Source organism: Pseudomonas retamae (assembly GCF_043496865.1).
GTDB lineage: Bacteria > Pseudomonadota > Gammaproteobacteria > Pseudomonadales > Pseudomonadaceae > Aquipseudomonas > Aquipseudomonas retamae.
The window spans coordinates 55,228-74,225 of the sequence record NZ_JBIEIL010000002.1 but is presented as its reverse complement, the minus strand read 5'-3'; the positions used below and the strand labels follow the sequence as shown (position 1 = coordinate 74,225).

The window sequence follows — 18,998 nt, the reverse complement described above, 5'->3', positions numbered from 1 at the left end:
GCTTGGGAGGGGACGCGGAGCGTCCCGGGCTGCATGCCCACGCAGAGCGTGGGAACGATCAGTGGGTGAGGGTGGGTTTATTGTGGTGGGAGTTGCGGTTTCACCGAGGTGCCGAAGGTGTTGCCCATTCGCGTGCTGGTCGCGGCCGGTGTCGCCAGGCCGACCTGATTCGGCGGTCGCTTGCTAACTGGTACATTCAGCGCTTCCAGATTCTTCTGCGCCGCCGCTGCGCCGTCGGGGTTGTTGCCCATTTGCTGGCTCAGGCAATCGTAATTCGGCGCTTTATAACCGCCGACCGTCACCTCCACACAACCCAACGGTTCCTCGGCATAAGCGCTCGATGCAGCGGTCAGCAACAGCCCGCCGAGGGTGATTCGCCACGATGTTTTCATGCTCGCCTCCTGGCCGGCCGAAGCGGCCGCGCGATGCCTTGAGTCTAGTGCAAGCCCGGCGTAAATCCCGTGATGGTTTTTTTGCACCGGCCGTCACACCAGATTCATAAACAGCCCTCAGGATGACGATTTTCAAGGATTCGTCAGCCGTGCAGCGAGGCACTTCCCGAGGCGGTTTTCAGCGTTCAACGATTCTTGTGCGCCGGATCTGTCTGGGGTGGTTGCTTGGCTGCGCGGCGAGCCCGGTCGGCGCGCAACCGCCGCCCGCGGACATGCGCATGACGCTGCACATTCCGGCACAGGACCTCGCGGATGCTCTGGACCAATACAGCCACGCCACCGGCGTCGCGGTGCTGGTCGACAGTCAGTTGAGTCGCGGCCGCCGCTCGTTGGCGGTGGACGGTGAATACACCGCCGCCGATGCCTTGCGTCGACTGCTCGGCGGCAGTGGCTTGATGGCGCGGTATGCCCGTGCCGACGCGTTTACCTTGCAAGTGGCGCAGGTCGAAGACGTGCCGGCGCCGCCGCAAAAGCAGTCGGCGGAAAGCATCGCCGTCAGCCGCAGTTACGCCACGGCAGTGCAGGCCGCGGTCGAGCGCAATCTGTGTCGCTCGCCGCTGACCCGGCCGGGCAGTTACCGCGCGCTGTTGCAGGTCTGGGTCGGGCGCGACGGCGTGGTGCAACACAACCGGTTGGTCACTTCGACCGGCGATGTACGGCGCGACAACGCGCTGGTGGAAAGCTTTCGCCAATTCAGGATCGACCGGCCGACGCCCAGTGCCTTGCGTCAGCCGGTCACGTTGCTGTTGTTACCGGAGTCGTCAGGGAAACGCATGGAATGCACCACATGGGAAGGAGTTTCCGGGGGATGAAAGACACCGGACAAGGGTCGCTGGCGCAACTGTTTCTGACGTCCTACGAGGATTTTCGCGGACGTCTGCGCCGCCGTCTCGGTTCGGAGGACCTGGCCAACGATGTGCTGCACGAAACCTGGCTGCGCGTCGACCGCATGGAGACGCCGCCGAACGTCCTGCGGCCCAACGCCTACCTTTATCGCATGGCCCTGAACATCGCCGCCGACCGCCGTCAGGCCGACGCGCGTCTGCTCACCGGCGAGGAAGTCGAAGAGCTGCTGCAGATCGGCGACGAATCGCTCGATCCGTCGCGGGTGGTCGGCGGGCAAAAGGAAATCCAGTCACTGCTCAGCGCCCTTTACGAATTGCCCGCGCGACGCCGACGGATCTTCATCGCCGCACGCCTGGAAGAGGCGCCGCACCTGGAAATCTCCCAGCGCTTCGGCATCTCCACGCGCATGGTCGAGAAGGAAATCAAAGCCGCGTTGGGCTACTGCGCAGCGAAACTGGAAAGAAAAGTGTTTCAGCGGTTCGGTCGCGGGGCCGGAAAACCGTCTTCTGAATAGAGCCCGATCAATTGGTTGAGAATCTGCGCGTTTGAACATCTTTCGACTGACCCCTGCCGAACCCTCGGTGGCCGACAATCTGCACAGCGAAGCCCACGACTGGCTGATCCTTCTGACCTCCGGCCGCGCCACCGTCGCTGACGCCCGCGCCCTGCGCGAATGGTGCGCACAGAGCGCCGAACATGCGCAGGCGTTCGAACAGGCCAAAGTGTTGTGGCACAACCTGCAACCCGCCGCGCAAGGCGTGCAGGCACCGCGCGGGTTCGGTCGACGCGCCTTCCTCGGCGGCGCCATCGCCGCGTCAGCCGCTTTTTTGCTGGTGCGCGGCACCATCCCCGGCGGCTTCGAAGGGCTCGGTGCCGACTACATCACCGAAGTCGGCCAGCAACGCCGCGTCGAACCGGCGCAAGGCGTGAGCCTGGAACTCAACACCCAGACCCGCATCAACCAGCGCACTGTTGCCGAAGGCGTGCAGGGTTTCGAACTGGTCAGCGGCGAAGTCGAAGTACAAACCGCGAGATTGCCGCTGGCGATGCAGGCCGGAGGCGGGTGGTTACGCGCCAGTCAGGCGCGCTTCAACCTGCGCAACACCGATCAACAAGTCTGCGTCACCTGCCTCGACGGCGCGGTCGAAGTCGACGTAGACGGCCGCAGCCTGCGCCTCGAACCCGGCCAGCAAGTGACCTACGACGCCCGCCAAGTCGGCAGCGTCCAAACCGTCGACACCGCCGCCGTGATGAACTGGCGCCAACAAGTCCTGGTCTTCAACGGCGCCACCCTCAGCCAGATGATCGACGAAATCAACCGCTACCGCCCCGGCATGCTCCTGCTACTCAACCGCGACCTCGGCCAACGCCGCGTCCAGGCCCGCTTCAACCTCGACCAACTCGCCGGCGTCGCCCTATTGATCCGCGACGCCTACGGCATCAAATGCACCGAACTCCCAGGCGGCGTGGTCGTCCTCAGCTAACCCGATCCCTGTGGGAGCTGGCTCGCCAGCGATAACGCCCGCACAGCCAACCAATCCCAAACTGACCCACCCCAATCCAATTGTGGGAGCGAGCCTGCTCGCGAAAGCGATCCACCAGCCAACCCATCTCCCACTGCCCAACTTCAATCCCTGTGGGAGCTGGCTCGCCAGCGATAACGCCCGCACATCCAACCAATCCCAAACTGACCCAACCCAATCCAATTGTAGGAGCGAGCCTGCTCGCGAAAGCTATCCACCAGCCAACCCATCTCCCACTGCCCAAACCCAATCCCTGTGGGAGCTGGCTCGCCAGCGATAGCGCCCTCAAAGCCAACCAATCCCAAACTGACCCAACCCCATCCAATTGTGGGAGCGAGCCTGCTCGCGAAAGCGGCCGACCAGTCACCCCGTTACCAACTGTGCAAGCCCATTCGCGAGCAGGCTCGCTCCCACAGGTTGTGCAGTGTTCAGCTATTGCAACGGCCCAATCACCTGCCGATAAACCTCCACCCCCTGCGGCGTCCCCCGGCTCAACCGAATCTCCAGCCCCAGCGGATCCTCCCGCCGATTCCCACTCAACTGCCGCCAGCCCTTGTCCACCTCCCAAACCCGCACCTGCAAATCCCGCACATCCGCCAACACCGCCACCCCAGCCCCCGGCGCCGGCAACGGATACCGACTGCGCGCCTCAGCCACTGCCCGATACAACGTGTCGCCCTTCAACCACCAGCGCACCCGCTGCAACGCCCCCGGCTGATCCACCGCAGTGCGAATCACATCCAACCGAAACCCCTTGCTGTCACTACTGCGCACGATAATCGCAGGCGGCGCGGTCGGCGGCTCATCATCCACGCCAACCTTGCGCGGCTCGGTCAACTCAACCCCCGCACGCATATCCACATCACGCTGCAACTGATTCAGCACCCGCAACAACCCGTCGCTCTGCTCACTGCTGGCCTGCAAATGCCGATCCGCCCGCGTCACACTGTCCAGCCCACGCCAGGCAATCAGACTGAGCACCGCCATCAACAAGATCGCGACCATCACCTCGATCAGCGTAAACCCCTGCTGAGCCCTCATTGCAGACTGATCCGACCCGAGCCATCGCGCAGCACACTCAACCGATTCAAGCCATCGGAGAGCGTCACCTGCAACGGCGGATTGATCCACTCAGCATTCAGCACAACCCGCTGCTTCGGCTCCACACGCACCTCAACCTTCGGACTCTGCCAGGCACGCGGGCGCAACTGCGCGTCATCCTTGAAATGCTCAAACCCCCGACCACTGTCGTTACGCCGACTAAACCGAAACCCCTTCGCATCGCTAACCCAGACAATCGGTCGCCCATCCGCACGCGCCTCCGCCTGCGCCACCTGCAGCAACTGCGCCACGCGCTCGGCATCCTTGCGCAGCAACTGCGCAGGATCAGGCTTGATACTCAAACTGATCGCCGCACTGGCAATGCCGATGATCACCAGCACCACCATCAACTCGATCAGCGTAAAACCCCGTTGCTTGCCCGCGTCCATCGATCGCACGCTCCTTCGCGTCCCGCCATGTCCCGAACAGCCAAGATGCACCGCCAACATGTAAGGCGTGTGAAATAAAACGGAGAGAATTGCCGCGTAGGCTGGCAACAGGGACAAAAAGGAGATTCACCCCATGAGACTCACCACACGCTTTTCCCCACCGCAAATGGCCCAGGCCCTCGCGCTGCTCGCCGCACTGGTCGGCGTCGCGACATGGTCGTCGCTGCTGCTGACGACCGCCGAATCGCACACACCGGCAGCGGCGCCGCAGTTGCTGGCGGCACGCAGTGATAGCCCGGCGTTGCAGTGGTTTTCCAATCAAACCGCGCCGGTGGATATCAAGGTGAGCGGGGTGATGGCGGGGAGTCGTGGGGCGGTGGCGATATTGAGTTTGAATGATGGACCGCCGAGGAGTTTTTTGGCGGGGGAGAGGGTTGGGTTTGGGGTGAAGTTGGTGGCGGTTGAGGGGGATGGGGTGGTGGTTGAGCAAGGGGGGGAGCGGGTGCGGTTGGGGGTGGAGAGGTTGGGGGAGGGGGTGGTTTTGCCTAGGTTGGTGAAGCCGTGATTTTGGGGGTGAAGCTATTTTTTTCAGTCTGGATGGGGAGCAATTGAGGCGCATTTCAACGAAATGATCCGGAAAAGGCGAGTGTTGCCGAGATGACATCTTGTCAAAACCGCCTGGTCGTTAACGTCTGCTTTTGGCCACAAGCGGTCCGTTAAATTGCAGTCCACTCATGACAATCAGTGACATAGCGCGCGTTGCATTGCTTTAGCACCCATTCATGCGTGTTTTCGGTAATATCCCTGATATTTCAGGATTATCGAAGGCTAAGAAATGGACGTCCAGATGTCGGTATCGCTGCACAACCTTGGCCTCGCCTATCGCAAGGCCAAGGTTGACCTCTACTACTCAACCAACCCCTTGCTGTTCGACATTGCCAACTATGAAGACGATCTGAGCAATAACCTCACTCGCTTGAAAGAACAGATCGAAGCCATAAGCGAGGATTGGGTGAAAGATCCGGCATTCCTCGGCACTTGGACGCTGGCACCCAAAGAAGTTCAGCTGGACAAAGGAACGCAGGATCAAACCCTGATCTTCGCCTCACCGGAAGCCGAGTGGCTAAGCGCGACTGAAGCCGGCAACCACCCCACCGCCGTATTCCGACTTATGGCCCGCTGCAGCATCAATTTTCACGTACTGTCATCGCTATGGATGATGGAAGTCGGCGATCTCTTCGACAAACAGCTCAGCAGCAACGTCTTTGGCAGCCGCCTGCGCCGTAACCGGCGCGATGGGATCAACACGAGGGCCCTCGGATCATTCAAGCCTTATCTCAGACCCTTCCGCGAATGGCGCGACGGCGCCATCAAGGCGATGCGAACAGCCCTGAGCGAGAAGAAAAACGTATTGGCACTAACTGCCGACGTAAGCAGTTTCTATCACGAGCTAAGCCCCGGCTTTATGCTCGACGACAGCTTCCTCAAATTAGTCAAAATTGAACTGAGCGAATCGCAGTCAAAACTGAACCGCCTGTTTATCTCCGCCTTGTTGGCCTGGGCACAAGAAACGCCACTAGGAAAAGGGTTACCCGTAGGTTTACCGGCGTCTGCCGTGGTCGCAAACGCGGCGCTAATCAGGCTGGATCAGTTCATCGAGCAACAAGTAGTGCCGCTGTATTACGGCCGCTATGTGGACGATATTCTACTGGTCATGGAAAACGCCAGCGACATCAAAACCACTGAGCAGTTTTGGGCGTGGATCTTCAGCCGCGAAGGAGGCGAGTATCTGTTCAAAAAGGATAACGCCAGTATCTTATTCAAGCCGGACTATCTGAAAGACGATCGCATTGTTTTTGCAAACAGAAAAAATAAGCTGTTCATCCTTTCCGGCTCGCCAGGCACAGCTCTGGTCAATGCGATTTCCGAGCAGATCAACCACCGGGCAAGTGAATGGCGCGCCTTACCTGATCTGCCGAACTCGCCTAACACCGTGGCTACCGACCTGCTCAAAGCCACCAACCTTGCCGGTGAGCAAGCAGACAACCTACGCAAAACAGATGCCCTGACGCTGCACCGTGCTGGCTTTGCTCTCAGCCTTCGCAATTACGAAGCCTTCGAGCGCGATCTTCCCCCAGAGGATTGGCAAGCACACCGTCATGCCTTTTTCGCCGCAGTCATCGAGCATCTGCTGACCCCGGTGAAGTTCTTCGAACTGGCTCAATATCTGCCACGCATCATCCGCATGGCTACCGCCTGTGAAGATTTTGAGTACCTAGACAAGATCATTAGTGCACTCACTAGCCTAATCAACAAAGTCGAAAAAGACTGCGTTCTAGAGATCAAAAGCCTGGCTGCGACCGACGTGCCAGCCGAAGCCCGACATTTATGGAAACGATCCATCGAAGAAGTTATAGCGCAGAACATCGTCTCAGCGTTTCCTTCCCGCCTAAGCAAGTCGGGGGTTACAGCTTGGAAGAACCAGATGACAAGCCATATGGCGGGCCTTGCTTCTATCATCTGGAGCAACTTCCTTGATAGGCCAATGAACATTACCAGCCAGCACATACAGAAGCTTCAAGCTCGTATGTTCAGCTTTGATCTTGCCCATATCCCCTTGCGCTTTACAGGCCTCCCTCAAGAAATGGTCAGCCAGCGTGGGATACCATTCCGTAAAAACCTGGCAACGTTCGACGCAGAAAAGCTACTGCCTGATGAGATGATCGACGGTATCTCCACACTGGCCAATTGGCTCAGATTTAAACGCGGCACCCCGTCAGGACTAACCTTCGCCACTCGCCCGTTCAGCCTCAATGAGCTCTACCTCATAGCGCCGAGTCCTTTTGCTGCCTCCAGCCGCCAAGCCATGGGTCTGGTGGTGCAGGCATTACGAGGCTTTGAGTTGACCGAGCACAAGATGCCGCACCTCGACAAAAAGCAGGTTTTACATATCCCGGACGGAGAACCCAAAGCCAAGCAAACCATCGCTGTAGCCAGCCTAGAAACCAAAGATGAAAGCTTTACCGCCGCCATCATGGGATTTCCCGACCCGGAAGGTCTTCACCGTTATCAACGCATCAATCGCCTGATCAACGAACTGATCTCTCGGCCTGACGGCGCTGGTTACTTGATCCTCCCGGAAGTGTCTCTACCCCCCCAATGGTTTATGCGTATCGCCGAGAAGCTCAAGGGCCGTCGCATATCTTTGATCACCGGTGTGGAGTACCTCCACGCACCGAGAATGTATGTGCGCCACCAGGTTTGGGCTTCGCTGACTCACGACGGTCTTGGGTTTCCTTCGCTGATGCTCTATCGCCAGGATAAACAGCGTCCGGCATTCCATGAAGAGCAAGAGCTCTTTCGCCTAGCAGGTCTGCAGATGCAGCCCGCTCAAGAGCAACAGTGGCGAAAGCCCCCCGTCATCCAGCATGGGGACTTCCGCTTTGCCATCATGATCTGCAGCGAACTGACCAATATCCGTTACCGCGCTGACCTGCGTGGCCAGGTCGATGCGCTGTTTGTTCCAGAATGGAACAGCGACACCGACACATTTAATGCACTGGTGGAGTCTGCCGCCCTGGATATCCATGCCTACATCATCCAGTGCAACAACCGCCGCTTCGGTGATAGCCGTATCCGCGCACCCTACAAGGACCGTTGGAAACGCGACATATTGCGCGTCAAGGGTGGCAACCACGACTACTGCATTACCGGTGAAATCGACGTATTAAGCCTGCGTCAGTTCCAATCCAGCCACCGTTCGCCGGCCTCAGGTTTCAAGCCTGTGCCAGATGGCTTTAACGAGAACATGGCACCTGATCGAAAAGTATTACCCAAAGGGGGTTAGACCTAGAAATGGCGAAACCGACTGAGGTCTGACCATGTATAGCGACGGTCGAAGTCAGACCGTCGCTAACCGGCCATTTGCAGTCAGGCGGATGCACCGAGCAGATGAGCTAAGACGGCCGACAGAGGTCGGTCAAGAGTGAAAGCACTTTGTAGGTTGCTTCCTTTCAGAAGCAACCTCTTCACGCTGAAAGTATTTAAATAATATTGTTCCTAGATATTTGATCTAAAGAATCTAAATAGCCCAAGTTTCGGGATTCTTTAAGGTATCAATCTGAACCTTATTACTGTCATAAAAAGCGCTATACAATTTTATCATTTCTTCATTCGATCTGATGAAGATGGAAGGATCTCTATTTAGAATTTTTGTGTACTTCTCTAGTATCAAGTCGTATTCTTTCGAGGGACCATTCGAGAGAACCGAAATTACAGTTCCAACTTTGTTTGTTGGATTGAAATCCCCAAAAAACATTCCTTCAAAGTGGGGGATTTGTATAAAAACCATTGGGCTTTTACTCTTAATGCATTCGTTCATTATGGATAAATTTGTACCCCATGCTCCATTGCCTGAAACATTGCCATTTTTTACGCATTTCGGTATATCAGAGTCGTGAACAACCACATAGTTGACATCAAAATGATTTAGTATTCGAGCAAAAGTTTTTATATTGCCCTTTCCTAAACAGTCAATAATGTGATAGTCGGCGCCGACAACATCGCATATCTTATTTATAACAATTTTTTCAGTCGGCCCCTCGACTAATATTATATTGTCATAGAAGAAAAACTCATTAACCATCGGATTGCACAGCCTGATCATTTTCATGCTTTCATTTTCTTCATCAGAAAATGACAACTCATCAGTAGATATTGTTTTATTCTGCGCTTTATCTTTCTCTATTCTAATTATAGTTGTGTGTTTTTTAGATAGATCTATAAATATCGGGGAGTGGGTAGTGGCCATTACCTGCCAGTTTTCATTTTGCGCTGCAAAATTATAGAGTGATTCTCTTGCGCCTCTGATTATTGGAGGATGGAGGAACGATTCAGGCTCATCAATCAATAGAATATACTGTTTCTTGTCAACAGAAACTGGTTTGCCTTTGGCTTTTTTTATTTTGTCTCGGGTATGTGATTCGTGGGTAAGTATTTGTAATGCGGACCATAGTACTGAACGACGAACACCGTGACCTTGGTTTTCCAAAAGAGAGCTGGATATGCCATCCATTTTCACAGTAAGGTTAGAGTCAGAGACCATCACCTCGGCATCTACGGGGTCTTTAGACAGTATATTTAACTCTAGCTCTAGGCCTGGAAATACTGACGCAGATGATTCAGAAACCTGTTTTAAAAGTTCGTCTATTTTTGCCTTGGAGTCCTTCATGAGGGTGTCGGTCAAATCTTGTATTTTTTGTATTATTTCAGCTTTACTTTCACCGGTTTTTAGCAGTTCGTCTTTTGCGTCCTCCTTCAAGAAACTTATAATTATTTTTTTTGTTTCATCCATGGATTTGTCCGGGCTGATTCTTATTGGTTGAGGAATTCGGCTTTGCAACAAAGTATCCAAGCCTCCAGAGCCGCCATCGGAAAAAACCCTTACTCCGCGCTCTTCGTCAAACCCGTATGACTGCTTTTGCGCTGCCTTCTCTGCATCCGACCAAATCCATTTAACACAGTAATAAAGTTTATTTTCTAATGGGGTATTTTTTTCCTCCCAGTCTCCTCCATATTTTCTGGCCATGTTTCTTCTATCTAGAGCGTCATCATTATAAAACCACTTATTGCCTCCTAGGGTTTTGATGTCAGCGTCTGTGACGTCAGTAAAAATCCCACACATCTCAATTGGAATTGACATGTCAGAATTATAAAAATCGTGGACAGTAAGACCTTTGGAGGAACCTAGAGATGCAAACTTTTCGTACGCATCCAATATTGTAGATTTCCCTGAATTATTTGGGCCTATCAAAACTACAATGTCATCAATATATATTTCAATCTCTTCTTTAATGGATTTATAGTTTTTAACTCTAAATTGCTGAAGTCTCATGACGATTCCTTTCTTGGGGTGGCAGCCAGTGGCCATCATCATCAATAAGGCAATTGAAAGCAAGCAAGACCCAATCACGAAAAAAAACTCCATCACTTGAGTAGCTAAAATGAATCGCCCCTGCTTCTGTAGACGCCTTCGAGCTTCAAGGAAGCGTTGCTAAGCCGGTAAAACTGTCCGCTTTTGGCCGGTTGCAGACTTTCAGGGAATGCAGTCGGGCGTGAAAGGGAGGCTCCAGTTTGGGCTGCCCATGCTCAGCCATGCGGCTCTATCAGCGATACGAACGCCGTAGAATTTTCTGCAATACTTTGCAACGACTCTTCTGGAGCAATCGCATCGAAACAGGTCAGGTAACCCGGAGATAATAGGTGCGCGTGAGCGAACCAGAGCGCTCATCCAGCTCCGAAAGCATTTTTCGAGTTGATTATTGCTATATCGCACGCGTCTTGGGGTAGCCTAAAGCTCTGGTTACTTCGGCGCTAAATTTTAGGGATATAGATTTTCATGATGAAACCTCGCTGGTACCTGCCTCTCAGTGAAAACCTCAGCGCTGCGCTTTCAATCGGGACTGCTCCAGATGTGGTTCGTCTGTCTCGCTATGAAGTAGCGGCGATTCTCTACGTGCTCCAACTGCCCAAGCTGCCCGTGCGCTCGCCTCTGGAGATGGAGCGGGTGTTCGCAAATCTGCTGACTCATCACTCCGATAAGCTGAGATCGGCTTTGGCCGGGGCCTACAGCCAGGTTGATTTTGAAGCGGGACTTCTCCAAGCATCTGCAGTCGAGATCGGTCTGATGGACAAAGAATCGGTTGCTCGCCGTCAGTACATTCATCCCGAGGGCACCTGGAATTTCGATTATGCGAAGCAGCACACGGCTTCATTAGGAGCCATCAAACATGAGCATGTTCGCCTCAGTGGTTTGGTCGTAAAGCTAAGCGATCACCAGCTTCGGTTGGTTCAGAACATTAGGGCAAACATGGAGGATTCCATCGATGCCCAAGCTCACGCGGGCACTGGGAAATCCTTTGTGCTGAATGAGATATTGGCTCTTATGCCAGAGCGTAGAATCCTGTTCCTCGCCGATGTGGAGCCGAAGCTCAAACCCATACGGGCTCGATTTTCCGAGGATCAGGTTTGGGCGGTAACATTCAGGTGGATTGCTACGAGACTTCTGGCGGGTGGGAACAGGGCTCTTGAGAAAAAGTTGGACGCGATTTCAAGATTGCCACTCTCGTATTCAGCGCTCGCAGAAAAGGCAGGCATCAACCCCATCGGTAATCGTAATGCTGCCCGTGTGGCGGCTCTTTGCTGGTCGGTAATCGCCAAATTTTGCTTTTCAAACGATGCCCGGATCACCCTCAGTCATATACCTTCCGACCAGGTCCGCTGGCTCTCGACTTCGGAACAAAAAATAGTAGCGGCCGCGGCCGGAAAGCTTTGGTTCAAGATGACAAGCTTTGAGGAAGAGGCGGATCCCCTTCCGGTCCGTGGCTATCACCGCGTGAAACAACTGGCTTTGTCGAGGCTTCATTTACCTGAATCTATTGATACGGTAATTGTCGACGAAGGCCATGACTTGAGCGGGCCAATGGTCGATATCCTCGACAGGTCACCTCAAACTGTAATTACTTTGGGGGACCAGTTCCAAAATCTGCAAGGACGATACATGCCCCATAACGCGAGGATTCGCCATCGCGAAATGGCTATTTCGTTACGAGCAGGCCCAGCATTGGTCGATTACATCAACCCACTTTTAGCTGAGTTCCCAGACGTAAGCGCGTTACCGTTTGTAGCTGATAAGGCGAAAGACACGGTGGTGGCTGAATACCGAGCGGACTCATTCCCTCCTGAACCCTCAGTAGTTCTGGTGGCCGATGAGTGGGGTATTTTCGACTGGTTAATACGCAATCGCGATTTGAGCAAAGGTGCTGCGGTCATTGACTGGACCAATCAGTTCGAACCATTCCTAGAGGGGTGTCTTGATTTTTATATGCATGACAAGCGTCCGAGCCACGGGGCGATTGCTCGTTTCCGAAGCTGGGAACAATTGCATGCGGAAATGAGGTGGAACGACGCTTTTCTCAGGGTTGAGCAATGGCTTGAAGTTGTGGGTACCAAATTTGGTGTTTCCGGGCTTTACCAATGCGCAAAATTGGCTGAGCTCGCTGATGGAAAACCGTCACGTCCGTTGTTGGCCACAGTATTTACAGTGAAAAACTACGAGTTTCCGAGAATGGCAGTTTCTGAGGACCTGTACTACTTTGCTGACCTGCGAAGTAAAACCGAGCTGTCAAAAAAGCTAGCATTGCTGTACACCGCGATCACAAGATCGTCTGGGAAAATCTACTTTCCGGATACGCATCAAGAGCGAATAGCAACGATTTTGAGCGCTAAAAGCTTAAAGGCAAGGCCTTTAAGCCTCCTACACTTGAATGTTTAGGTAATGCCTAATTCTTTGATGTTCATTCGATGCATCGAACTATTATTCGCTGACCTATCGGAGGGCGAAATGCATTGGAGTCGTAGAACTTCTCGGCCCTCAGAGTTGTAAAGCATTGCATAGCGATAATTCCGTAAATATCTATTACTTACCGCTTATGGCAGGAAACGCCCTTTGCTAATGCGCTAAAAGGCAGCTTGGCATATGGGCGAATCCGTCTGAGGCGACATGAGGCATTGGATCTGATAAACACCAACGTTTAAAAAGACATCTCCAAACACTCTCCCAGGCTACGCCTCCTTGCGCCTTTGCCTACAGCTGCGCCAGAATCCGCCGGCTTGTGCGCTTTGGGGGCGGGTTCTATTGTGGTCCGGTCGCTGACGAATCAGCGATCGGGTTTGGTAGCCCGGTTTAGACTTGGCGCATAGCGTCACCGATTCAGCCCTTTTTCGGGCTCTGTTTATGGTGGCCCTGCGCAGGGCGTCTTCGGGCGCGCCGGTTCTCCAAGTCACCGGTCTACCAACCTTCGTATGGCCACCACCCCTTCGTTTGGTAGCGAAAGATGATGGCTCCTTTTCGATGACTTGGAGATTCACTCATGATCAAACCAACCCCCAACCCACCCGAATCCAACCCCACATCCCCCTACGAATCCACCCACTCCAAAAAACTCCACGAAGCCGCCGACCGTGCGCTCGACCATTACCTCTGTCAGCCCGGTTCCACGCCGCCGCCACGTAAACACCGTGGGATGTACGCGGTAACGGCGGACAACAAAAACGAAGAACTGCTGATCGATGCCAGTGAAACACTCGCTTCGGCCCAGACCATCACGCAGAACGTCGCCAGTCTGTTGCCGGCGTCGCAGCGGCGGGCGTTGTTGGGGATTTCGCAATTGATCATGCTCGGGGAGCTGGCGGTGAATCGGGCTTTGGATAATTTGCAGTTGCCGGAGTGATGCGAAGTAGGGCGGACAGCGGTGGCACCTGCGCTGTCTCTGTTGCCTGATCGGCCGCTATCGCCAGCAGGCTAGCTCCCACAGGGTTTTGTTTTGGTCGAGGATATTGTGCTCGGGGCTGGGACCTGTGGGAGTGGGGCGGTTACTTTTCTGCGTCGAATTTACCGGGTTATTGAGGCGTCTCAGGACATTCGCGAGTCCAGCGCGTCACGGTCATGTCATTGAATTGCTCGCCAATGGTGTCGACGCGCAGGCAGGAGCCTTCCTTTGAGTAGTACAAGATGCAACGTGAGCTATCGAACGAGCACGTATCCAGTTCGAAGTATTTGCGTGTAGCCAGCTCGTTTTCCACGCCACTGTATTCGTAGCCGTCGGTGGCATGCATCCGCGTTGGTTTCCAGCCTTGTTTGACTAGCTTGGACTTGGCTGCCGCCAAACGCTCACCGACTACGATGCCGGCGGGCCCGTGCTGGTTCATTGTGGGCTGTGAGCCATCGGCGAACGCAGCGCTTATACCCATGGAACAGAGCGCGACAAGTACCAGGATAGAAGCCTTCATTTCACAGTCCCTCCAGCCGATTTGTAGTTCGACAAGAACTTTGGATAGTCATCATACGGTTGCGGGGGATAGTGATTTTTTTTGCCTGGTCCCTCGGGGAGTGCCGCCCACCGTGTTGCTGCTTTCGGCATCGCGGCCGGAATGTCACCTGCCTTGATCTTGTCGATTACACCAAGTGTACGCAGCATGTCGACCGCGATAAGGTCTTGCGTATGCGGCGAGAAATCCGTGAGTCCCATCTTTCCGCCATACTCGCGCCAAGTGGCAATGGTGATTTGGTACAGGCCAGATGCCGTAGTCGATCCGCCGAACCCGGCGCCTGGATGGGTGGACTCGTCAGTGAACGTCCATTTTCCAGTTTGAAAACCCTTTGCCCAGCCATATCCATATTTCGCGTGGTAGTCACCACCTTCTGCTTTGGCAATGGCCGCCAGAAAGGCCTTCACATTCGTATCCTTCAGATACTCTTCGTTTTCCGCCCGTCTTATCTGCTTTTTAGCGTCCAACGCCACAGTTTTTGGCGAGGTGTCTTTGATCGCCGTCACCTCTCTGGTGGCGACGGGAGACATTTTCCTGCCACTTTTACTTACCACTTCAGCCATGCCTTAATCCTCAAGAAACAGCTTGATGGTTTCAGGCAAGTGGGAACTCACTATGTGCGTGTAGCCCATCGGATCACTCACGCCATGTTCCATGGTGCCGTCAGCGCGTTGAATGGCGTATTCGAAATTGGCTAGCGGTTTGCCTGACTCCTGGTCAACCAATCTGAACTTGTCACTGAAATGCACTGGCATCGGCAGCAGACCACTGAAGGGCGCTGATACGACTGTGTCGCCAATAATGACCGTTCCGGATCCACCGATAATTACGTTGCCATGACCCCCGGTACTGTCGAGAGTCGCGGCATTCAGCCCATTGATGAAAACCGTACCGCTGACGGCGCCGGTGATTGGGCTACCGCAGGCGGATTTGTCGGTCATTCGAGCAGCAGCGAGACCATCGAAGTTCACATTGGGCGAGCCACTGACAATTGGGTTCGTGCCATGCCCCGGAATCGGGCAACTGGTTGGGTCTGTCACGCGCGCAGCAGGTTTTCCACTCATGAAATGTTCCTTTTCAAAGTTTCAGTTTTCCGTGACTTGAATGGAGTCGATACAGCGGCGAGGGGGATCGGCCGCCAGTGTGTACGGATTCTTAAATGTGTGGCAGGAGGCACGTCCACGGAGGGGGCGCATCGAGTTTTACCGTCCATGTAAATGTGCTGCGCGCAGCATGCCCGAGGCGGGCTTTTCGCTCAATATTTTCTTACAAATTATCTGTTGACTGTTGGCGTGATCACCTCAGGACAACTAAGGCAGTACCATCGCCGATGGCCATTAGCTGCCATAACCAACTTCCATCACCAGCTATCCTCCGCACCCGGCACATGACAGGAATCAGTCGTTCGGGTACGGCAATTTAGGCTTTGTCCTACAGCCAGCACGTCGGTGTTTCGATAGCCTCAGCCTGTCGAAGCTCAAGTAGGGATTACCGAAATGAACAAGGATGAGTCATGAGTGAATATGGAAATGTGCCAAGGCCTGCACTACCTAACCCACCACGAAAAAAGATCTACCGTGGCGTAGAGCCGGTCGATCTGCACGCCAAGTACTGGGCACAATATCCTGTGGCGCCAGCGGAAAAACCGGCTGCTTCAAAGGCGCCAGCGGAGCCGGGGTTTTATATCGTTCAACAAGCCATGCCGCGCTCTGCGTTAGAGATGGCACTGTTCGATAAGCCGGATAGTGCAGCGCTTGAAAAGTTTGCGCGCCTCAATCCTCACGTCTCCGGTTATGCCAAACCCGGTCAACTCATCGTGTTGAGTGATCCGAATAATCCTCAGTGCACACGTGAAGAAGCCTTGCTCATGGACGCGGCTCGAAAAGTCGATGCGGCACTCAAGCCCATGACCGACGAAGAAGCCAGCTTCATGGTTCGCCATCGCAGCGAGATAGAATCCATGCTTTCGCAAGGATCAACATCAATAGGCGTTGGCGAGTCGATCTTCGCCAAGAACCTGGATGACGTGAAAACCTCTCTGAAAGAAATCGAGACTCTGCACCAGAAAAGCTTTCAGCGTGACGGTCACTTACGGAGCTCAGAGTTTTTTGATGAGCGCGCACGACTTTTTGCGAAGCTCAATAGACAGCTCAACGGGTTAACCAAAAAAGGCATCGGCTTCCCTGATCATCCAAGCCTGAAGTCAGCCTTGGGCATCTCAAGCAAAAGCTTGGTGCATCATTGGGGCCTGGCTGGCGCTCCGGGACAGATTCCCGGTTATGCCACTCATGCGGACGGTGTCGCCAGAGCCGCCAAGGTTGTGAAGTATGGCGGCTGGGTGGGTACAGCAGTTGGGGGCGGTGCGTCTTACCTGAAGGTTCAGGAAGTCTGTGCGGCTGGGAATAAAGATGCCTGCGAAAAGATTAAATATACCGAGGGTGGTAGTTTTATTGGTGGTGTCGCCGGTGGAGCTATGACAGGTGCGGCACTTACAGGTCCGGCGGTCGGTGCGATCTGTGTCGGGCTTGGCGTGCCTACTGGTGGGTTGGGAACCCTCGCTTGCGGCGTGGTAGTTGTAGCGGCAGGCTCCTACGCTGGCGGGGCGATAGGAGGGGCCGGTGGCGAAATGTTCGGCGAAGTGATTTACGAGGTAACTAAATGAATACCGCTGAACTGATAGTCGGAGGGTTGTGTGGCGTAGTGATTATCTCAATGATCATCTGGATCGGGATTGCTCTCTACATTGCACACAACAAAATGGATGTGATTCTTGAACACCTCAAAAACAGCTCTGCCGGCATCAGGTTGGCAGCGCTGAAGCACGGAGGTGCGTGGGGGCGGTTACTTTTAGTCGGTGGTGCCTCTGGTCTCGTTACGTTCACCAATTTTTATATCAGGCGCGGAACGCTTAGCACCGACGATGCGAAAAATTTCCCTTCTGCGCTTAAGCAGAAGCTTGTTCTGATGCAATGGAGCGCATTAGCGTTGCTCTCTTCGATGGTTGTGCTGGTCGCAGTGGGAAAATCAGGGGTACTAAAGTGACCCGATCAAAGGTCTGCTGAGCCCCGTTTGTAAGCGCGCAGAGGCAACAGGCAAATGAGTTTGAACACTGCAGAGAAAGTCCTTTTATCCATCGCTGTGATTGATCTGGCGGGGCTCATTCTTTGGATAGGTGTCTGTTTGCACTTGGCGTATTCGAAGATGGATTTAATGTTGGATCACCTGAAGAATTGCCCAGCCATCAGGTCGCGCGCTCCGCTTCAGCATGGTGGGCCTTGGGGAAAGCTTCTGCTCGTAGGTGGTATCTCGGGACTCCTGACGTTCCCTAAGTTTCACTTGAAAAGGGGCGAGCTGAATTCAGAGGATTTGGCACGCTTCCCGGCGCCCCTCAAACGTAAGCTGGCAGTGCTGCAATGGAGCGTGATTGGGCTGTTACTGGTCATGATCAGCTTTGGGATAGCTATTAAATCTGGCTTCCTATAGGACTGCGGCACCTCGCAAATCGTACGGTTGGCACCGGCATGACCTCGTTAAACACCAACGTTTAAAAAGACATCTCCAAACACTCTCCCTGGCTACACCTCCTTGCGCCTTTGCCTACAGCTACGCCAGAATCCGCCGGCTTGTGCGCTTTTGGGTCGGGTTCTATTGTGGTCCGGTCGCTGACGAATCAGCGATCGGGTTTCGCAGCCCGGTTAATCAAGGCGCACAGCGCTCCAGATTGTTGCCATCAAAAATTTGGTAATGGTGCTTATGGCGGCTGTGCGCGGGATACCTTCGGGTATGCCGGGTTCCTTGATTCCCGGTCTGCGAACCTGCGTACAGCTGCCACCTCCATTCGTTTCGCAGCGAAATGTGGCGGCTCCAATAATCAGGGAGCTTTACTATGATCAAACCAACCCCCAACCCACCCGAATCCAACCCCACATCCCCCTACGAATCCACCCACTCCAAAAAACTTCACGAAGCCGCCGACCGTGCGCTCGACCATTACCTCTGTCAGCCCGGTTCCACGCCGCCGCCGCGTAAACACCGTGGGATGTATGCGGTAACCGCGGACAACAAAAACGAAGAACTGCTCATCGATGCCAGTGAAACGCTCGCTTCGGCCCAAACCCTCGCGCAGAACGTCGCCAGTCTGTTGCCGGCGTCGCAGCGGCGGGCGTTGTTGGGGATTTCGCAGTTGATCATGCTCGGGGAGCTGGCGGTGAATCGGACTTTGGATAATTTGCAGTTGCCGGAGTGATGTAAGTGCCGCAGTTGGCTGGGGGATGACTTGGGGGTCGTGAACAAGCGCGGCCCACCCAGCCCTCTCCCGGAGGGAGAGGGGGCCGACCGAGGTGTCTTTCGTGATACATCGACCTGTAAGACTTCAACGATTATGGCTTTGTGAGTTTCGGCGATTCTGGATTCGAAGCGTTACGTAAAGGCCGCCGTCACTCTCGAATATCCCCGAATCGGTTCCCTCTCCTGGGCGAGAGGGCTAGGGTGAGGGGCTGTCCGTTCGTGTCAAAGTCTCCAGCCTGGTCAAGGGCGGCGTCCTGACTTTAGCGAGATGGGGACTGATTTATTTTTTCGGCATCCAACCCCAATAATCGTAATCAAATGCGTCGCTATGACGCTCGGCATTTTCGACACACCAGTTGTGCGCTTACCCCTGTGTCCATTAGCTATTAATCTTCAGGAGCGACGCACCGACGATCATTCGACAAACGCCAAAAGTCATCTCTAATCCAAGCGGACTATCAAAGCGCTACAAACACTGCAACATCCAGCCATTCACCCCATTGCGAGGTCAT

General features: G+C 54.3%; 18 protein-coding genes. 11 read left to right on the top strand and 7 right to left on the bottom strand.

The window, feature by feature from the left end:
* Positions 1 to 77: 77 nt before the first annotated feature.
* Positions 78 to 392, bottom strand: a complete 315-nt coding sequence (locus ACGSLL_RS03435) for a hypothetical protein (RefSeq protein ID WP_394503212.1) — start codon at positions 390 to 392, stop codon at positions 78 to 80.
* A 149-nt stretch (positions 393 to 541) separates the two neighbouring features.
* On the opposite strand from ACGSLL_RS03435, the gene ACGSLL_RS03430 reads away from it, so the two are divergent.
* From ACGSLL_RS03430 to ACGSLL_RS03420, 3 genes are read left to right on the top strand one after another with little or no spacing between them, the layout of a single operon-like run.
* Positions 542 to 1,264 (top strand): secretin and TonB N-terminal domain-containing protein, encoded by a 723-nt coding sequence (locus ACGSLL_RS03430; protein ID WP_394503210.1) that lies wholly within the window; start codon positions 542 to 544, stop codon positions 1,262 to 1,264.
* Entirely contained in the window at positions 1,261 to 1,812 is a 552-nt protein-coding gene (locus ACGSLL_RS03425; RefSeq protein WP_090282961.1) for an RNA polymerase sigma factor, read from the top strand. The genes ACGSLL_RS03430 and ACGSLL_RS03425 overlap by 4 nt, the downstream gene beginning before the upstream one ends.
* Before the next feature lie 31 nt (positions 1,813 to 1,843).
* Entirely contained in the window at positions 1,844 to 2,782 is a 939-nt protein-coding gene (locus tag ACGSLL_RS03420) for a FecR family protein (RefSeq protein ID WP_258449504.1), read from the top strand.
* Positions 2,783 to 3,253: 471 nt separating this feature from the next.
* Here ACGSLL_RS03420 and ACGSLL_RS03415 read toward each other — a convergent pair whose 3' ends face one another.
* Complete coding sequence (locus ACGSLL_RS03415) at positions 3,254 to 3,862, bottom strand: prepilin-type N-terminal cleavage/methylation domain-containing protein (RefSeq protein WP_394503207.1); 609 nt, start codon at positions 3,860 to 3,862, stop codon at positions 3,254 to 3,256.
* The gene (gspH, locus tag ACGSLL_RS03410) at positions 3,859 to 4,311 is read right to left on the bottom strand and encodes a type II secretion system minor pseudopilin GspH (RefSeq protein WP_332767081.1); all 453 of its coding nucleotides are present in this window, start codon (positions 4,309 to 4,311) and stop codon (positions 3,859 to 3,861) included. The genes ACGSLL_RS03415 and gspH overlap by 4 nt, the downstream gene beginning before the upstream one ends.
* A gap of 133 nt (positions 4,312 to 4,444) precedes the next feature.
* Between gspH and ACGSLL_RS03405 the strand changes: the two genes are divergently transcribed.
* Together ACGSLL_RS03405 and ACGSLL_RS03400 are read left to right on the top strand one after the other, a co-directional pair.
* Positions 4,445 to 4,876 carry a type II secretion system protein N gene (locus ACGSLL_RS03405; RefSeq protein WP_394503204.1) on the top strand — a complete coding sequence of 144 codons (432 nt, stop codon included), beginning with the start codon at positions 4,445 to 4,447 and terminating at the stop codon, positions 4,874 to 4,876.
* Between the two features lie 270 nt (positions 4,877 to 5,146).
* Positions 5,147 to 8,158 carry an RNA-directed DNA polymerase gene (locus tag ACGSLL_RS03400; protein ID WP_394503202.1) on the top strand — a complete coding sequence of 1,004 codons (3,012 nt, stop codon included), beginning with the start codon at positions 5,147 to 5,149 and terminating at the stop codon, positions 8,156 to 8,158.
* A 234-nt stretch (positions 8,159 to 8,392) separates the two neighbouring features.
* On the opposite strand, the gene ACGSLL_RS03395 is transcribed toward ACGSLL_RS03400, so the two are convergent.
* Entirely contained in the window at positions 8,393 to 10,204 is a 1,812-nt protein-coding gene (locus tag ACGSLL_RS03395; protein ID WP_394503200.1) for an ATP-dependent nuclease, read from the bottom strand.
* Between the two features lie 504 nt (positions 10,205 to 10,708).
* Between ACGSLL_RS03395 and ACGSLL_RS03390 the strand changes: the two genes are divergently transcribed.
* Positions 10,709 to 12,643, top strand: a complete 1,935-nt coding sequence (locus tag ACGSLL_RS03390; RefSeq protein WP_394503198.1) for a hypothetical protein — start codon at positions 10,709 to 10,711, stop codon at positions 12,641 to 12,643.
* 598 nt (positions 12,644 to 13,241) lie between these two features.
* Positions 13,242 to 13,601 (top strand): DUF6124 family protein, encoded by a 360-nt coding sequence (locus ACGSLL_RS03385; RefSeq protein WP_090282967.1) that lies wholly within the window; start codon positions 13,242 to 13,244, stop codon positions 13,599 to 13,601.
* Positions 13,602 to 13,770: 169 nt separating this feature from the next.
* Here ACGSLL_RS03385 and ACGSLL_RS03380 read toward each other — a convergent pair whose 3' ends face one another.
* Genes ACGSLL_RS03380 through ACGSLL_RS03370 form a run of 3 tightly spaced genes read right to left on the bottom strand, consistent with a single transcriptional unit; the run spans position 13,771 to position 15,263 of the window.
* On the bottom strand, positions 13,771 to 14,160 hold the full coding sequence (locus tag ACGSLL_RS03380) for a hypothetical protein (protein WP_394503196.1): 390 nt from the start codon (positions 14,158 to 14,160) through the stop codon (positions 13,771 to 13,773).
* A complete protein-coding gene (locus tag ACGSLL_RS03375; protein ID WP_394503194.1) occupies positions 14,157 to 14,762 on the bottom strand; it encodes a lysozyme family protein in 606 nt (201 codons plus the stop codon). The genes ACGSLL_RS03380 and ACGSLL_RS03375 overlap by 4 nt, the downstream gene beginning before the upstream one ends.
* A 3-nt stretch (positions 14,763 to 14,765) precedes the next feature.
* Complete coding sequence (locus ACGSLL_RS03370) at positions 14,766 to 15,263, bottom strand: PAAR domain-containing protein (RefSeq protein ID WP_394503192.1); 498 nt, start codon at positions 15,261 to 15,263, stop codon at positions 14,766 to 14,768.
* Positions 15,264 to 15,712: 449 nt separating this feature from the next.
* Here ACGSLL_RS03370 and ACGSLL_RS03365 point away from each other — a divergent pair, with 449 nt between their 5' ends.
* The 4 genes from ACGSLL_RS03365 (at position 15,713) to ACGSLL_RS03350 (ending at position 18,445) form a co-directional block, all read left to right on the top strand.
* Positions 15,713 to 16,861 carry a hypothetical protein gene (locus ACGSLL_RS03365; RefSeq protein ID WP_394503190.1) on the top strand — a complete coding sequence of 383 codons (1,149 nt, stop codon included), beginning with the start codon at positions 15,713 to 15,715 and terminating at the stop codon, positions 16,859 to 16,861.
* Positions 16,858 to 17,241, top strand: coding sequence for a hypothetical protein (locus ACGSLL_RS03360; protein WP_394503188.1), 384 nt, complete (start codon positions 16,858 to 16,860; stop codon positions 17,239 to 17,241). Before ACGSLL_RS03365 ends, ACGSLL_RS03360 begins: the two co-directional genes overlap by 4 nt.
* Positions 17,242 to 17,295: 54 nt before the next feature.
* The gene (locus ACGSLL_RS03355) at positions 17,296 to 17,682 is read left to right on the top strand and encodes a hypothetical protein (RefSeq protein WP_394503186.1); all 387 of its coding nucleotides are present in this window, start codon (positions 17,296 to 17,298) and stop codon (positions 17,680 to 17,682) included.
* 403 nt (positions 17,683 to 18,085) lie between these two features.
* On the top strand, positions 18,086 to 18,445 hold the full coding sequence (locus ACGSLL_RS03350; RefSeq protein WP_394503184.1) for a DUF6124 family protein: 360 nt from the start codon (positions 18,086 to 18,088) through the stop codon (positions 18,443 to 18,445).
* Positions 18,446 to 18,998: the final 553 nt, after the last annotated feature.

Coding starts and splice junctions, on each gene's coding strand:
- ACGSLL_RS03360 (WP_394503188.1), top strand. CDS start 16,858: ATGAATACCGCTGAACTGATAGTCGGAGGGTTGTGTGGCGTAGTGATT.
- ACGSLL_RS03385 (WP_090282967.1), top strand. CDS start 13,242: ATGATCAAACCAACCCCCAACCCACCCGAATCCAACCCCACATCCCCC.
- ACGSLL_RS03405 (WP_394503204.1), top strand. CDS start 4,445: ATGAGACTCACCACACGCTTTTCCCCACCGCAAATGGCCCAGGCCCTC.
- ACGSLL_RS03435 (WP_394503212.1), bottom strand. CDS start 392: ATGAAAACATCGTGGCGAATCACCCTCGGCGGGCTGTTGCTGACCGCT.
- ACGSLL_RS03355 (WP_394503186.1), top strand. CDS start 17,296: ATGAGTTTGAACACTGCAGAGAAAGTCCTTTTATCCATCGCTGTGATT.
- ACGSLL_RS03415 (WP_394503207.1), bottom strand. CDS start 3,862: ATGAGGGCTCAGCAGGGGTTTACGCTGATCGAGGTGATGGTCGCGATC.
- ACGSLL_RS03425 (WP_090282961.1), top strand. CDS start 1,261: ATGAAAGACACCGGACAAGGGTCGCTGGCGCAACTGTTTCTGACGTCC.
- ACGSLL_RS03390 (WP_394503198.1), top strand. CDS start 10,709: ATGATGAAACCTCGCTGGTACCTGCCTCTCAGTGAAAACCTCAGCGCT.
- ACGSLL_RS03375 (WP_394503194.1), bottom strand. CDS start 14,762: ATGGCTGAAGTGGTAAGTAAAAGTGGCAGGAAAATGTCTCCCGTCGCC.
- gspH (WP_332767081.1), bottom strand. CDS start 4,311: ATGGACGCGGGCAAGCAACGGGGTTTTACGCTGATCGAGTTGATGGTG.
- ACGSLL_RS03400 (WP_394503202.1), top strand. CDS start 5,147: ATGGACGTCCAGATGTCGGTATCGCTGCACAACCTTGGCCTCGCCTAT.
- ACGSLL_RS03365 (WP_394503190.1), top strand. CDS start 15,713: ATGAGTGAATATGGAAATGTGCCAAGGCCTGCACTACCTAACCCACCA.
- ACGSLL_RS03370 (WP_394503192.1), bottom strand. CDS start 15,263: ATGAGTGGAAAACCTGCTGCGCGCGTGACAGACCCAACCAGTTGCCCG.
- ACGSLL_RS03350 (WP_394503184.1), top strand. CDS start 18,086: ATGATCAAACCAACCCCCAACCCACCCGAATCCAACCCCACATCCCCC.
- ACGSLL_RS03380 (WP_394503196.1), bottom strand. CDS start 14,160: ATGAAGGCTTCTATCCTGGTACTTGTCGCGCTCTGTTCCATGGGTATA.
- ACGSLL_RS03395 (WP_394503200.1), bottom strand. CDS start 10,204: ATGAGACTTCAGCAATTTAGAGTTAAAAACTATAAATCCATTAAAGAA.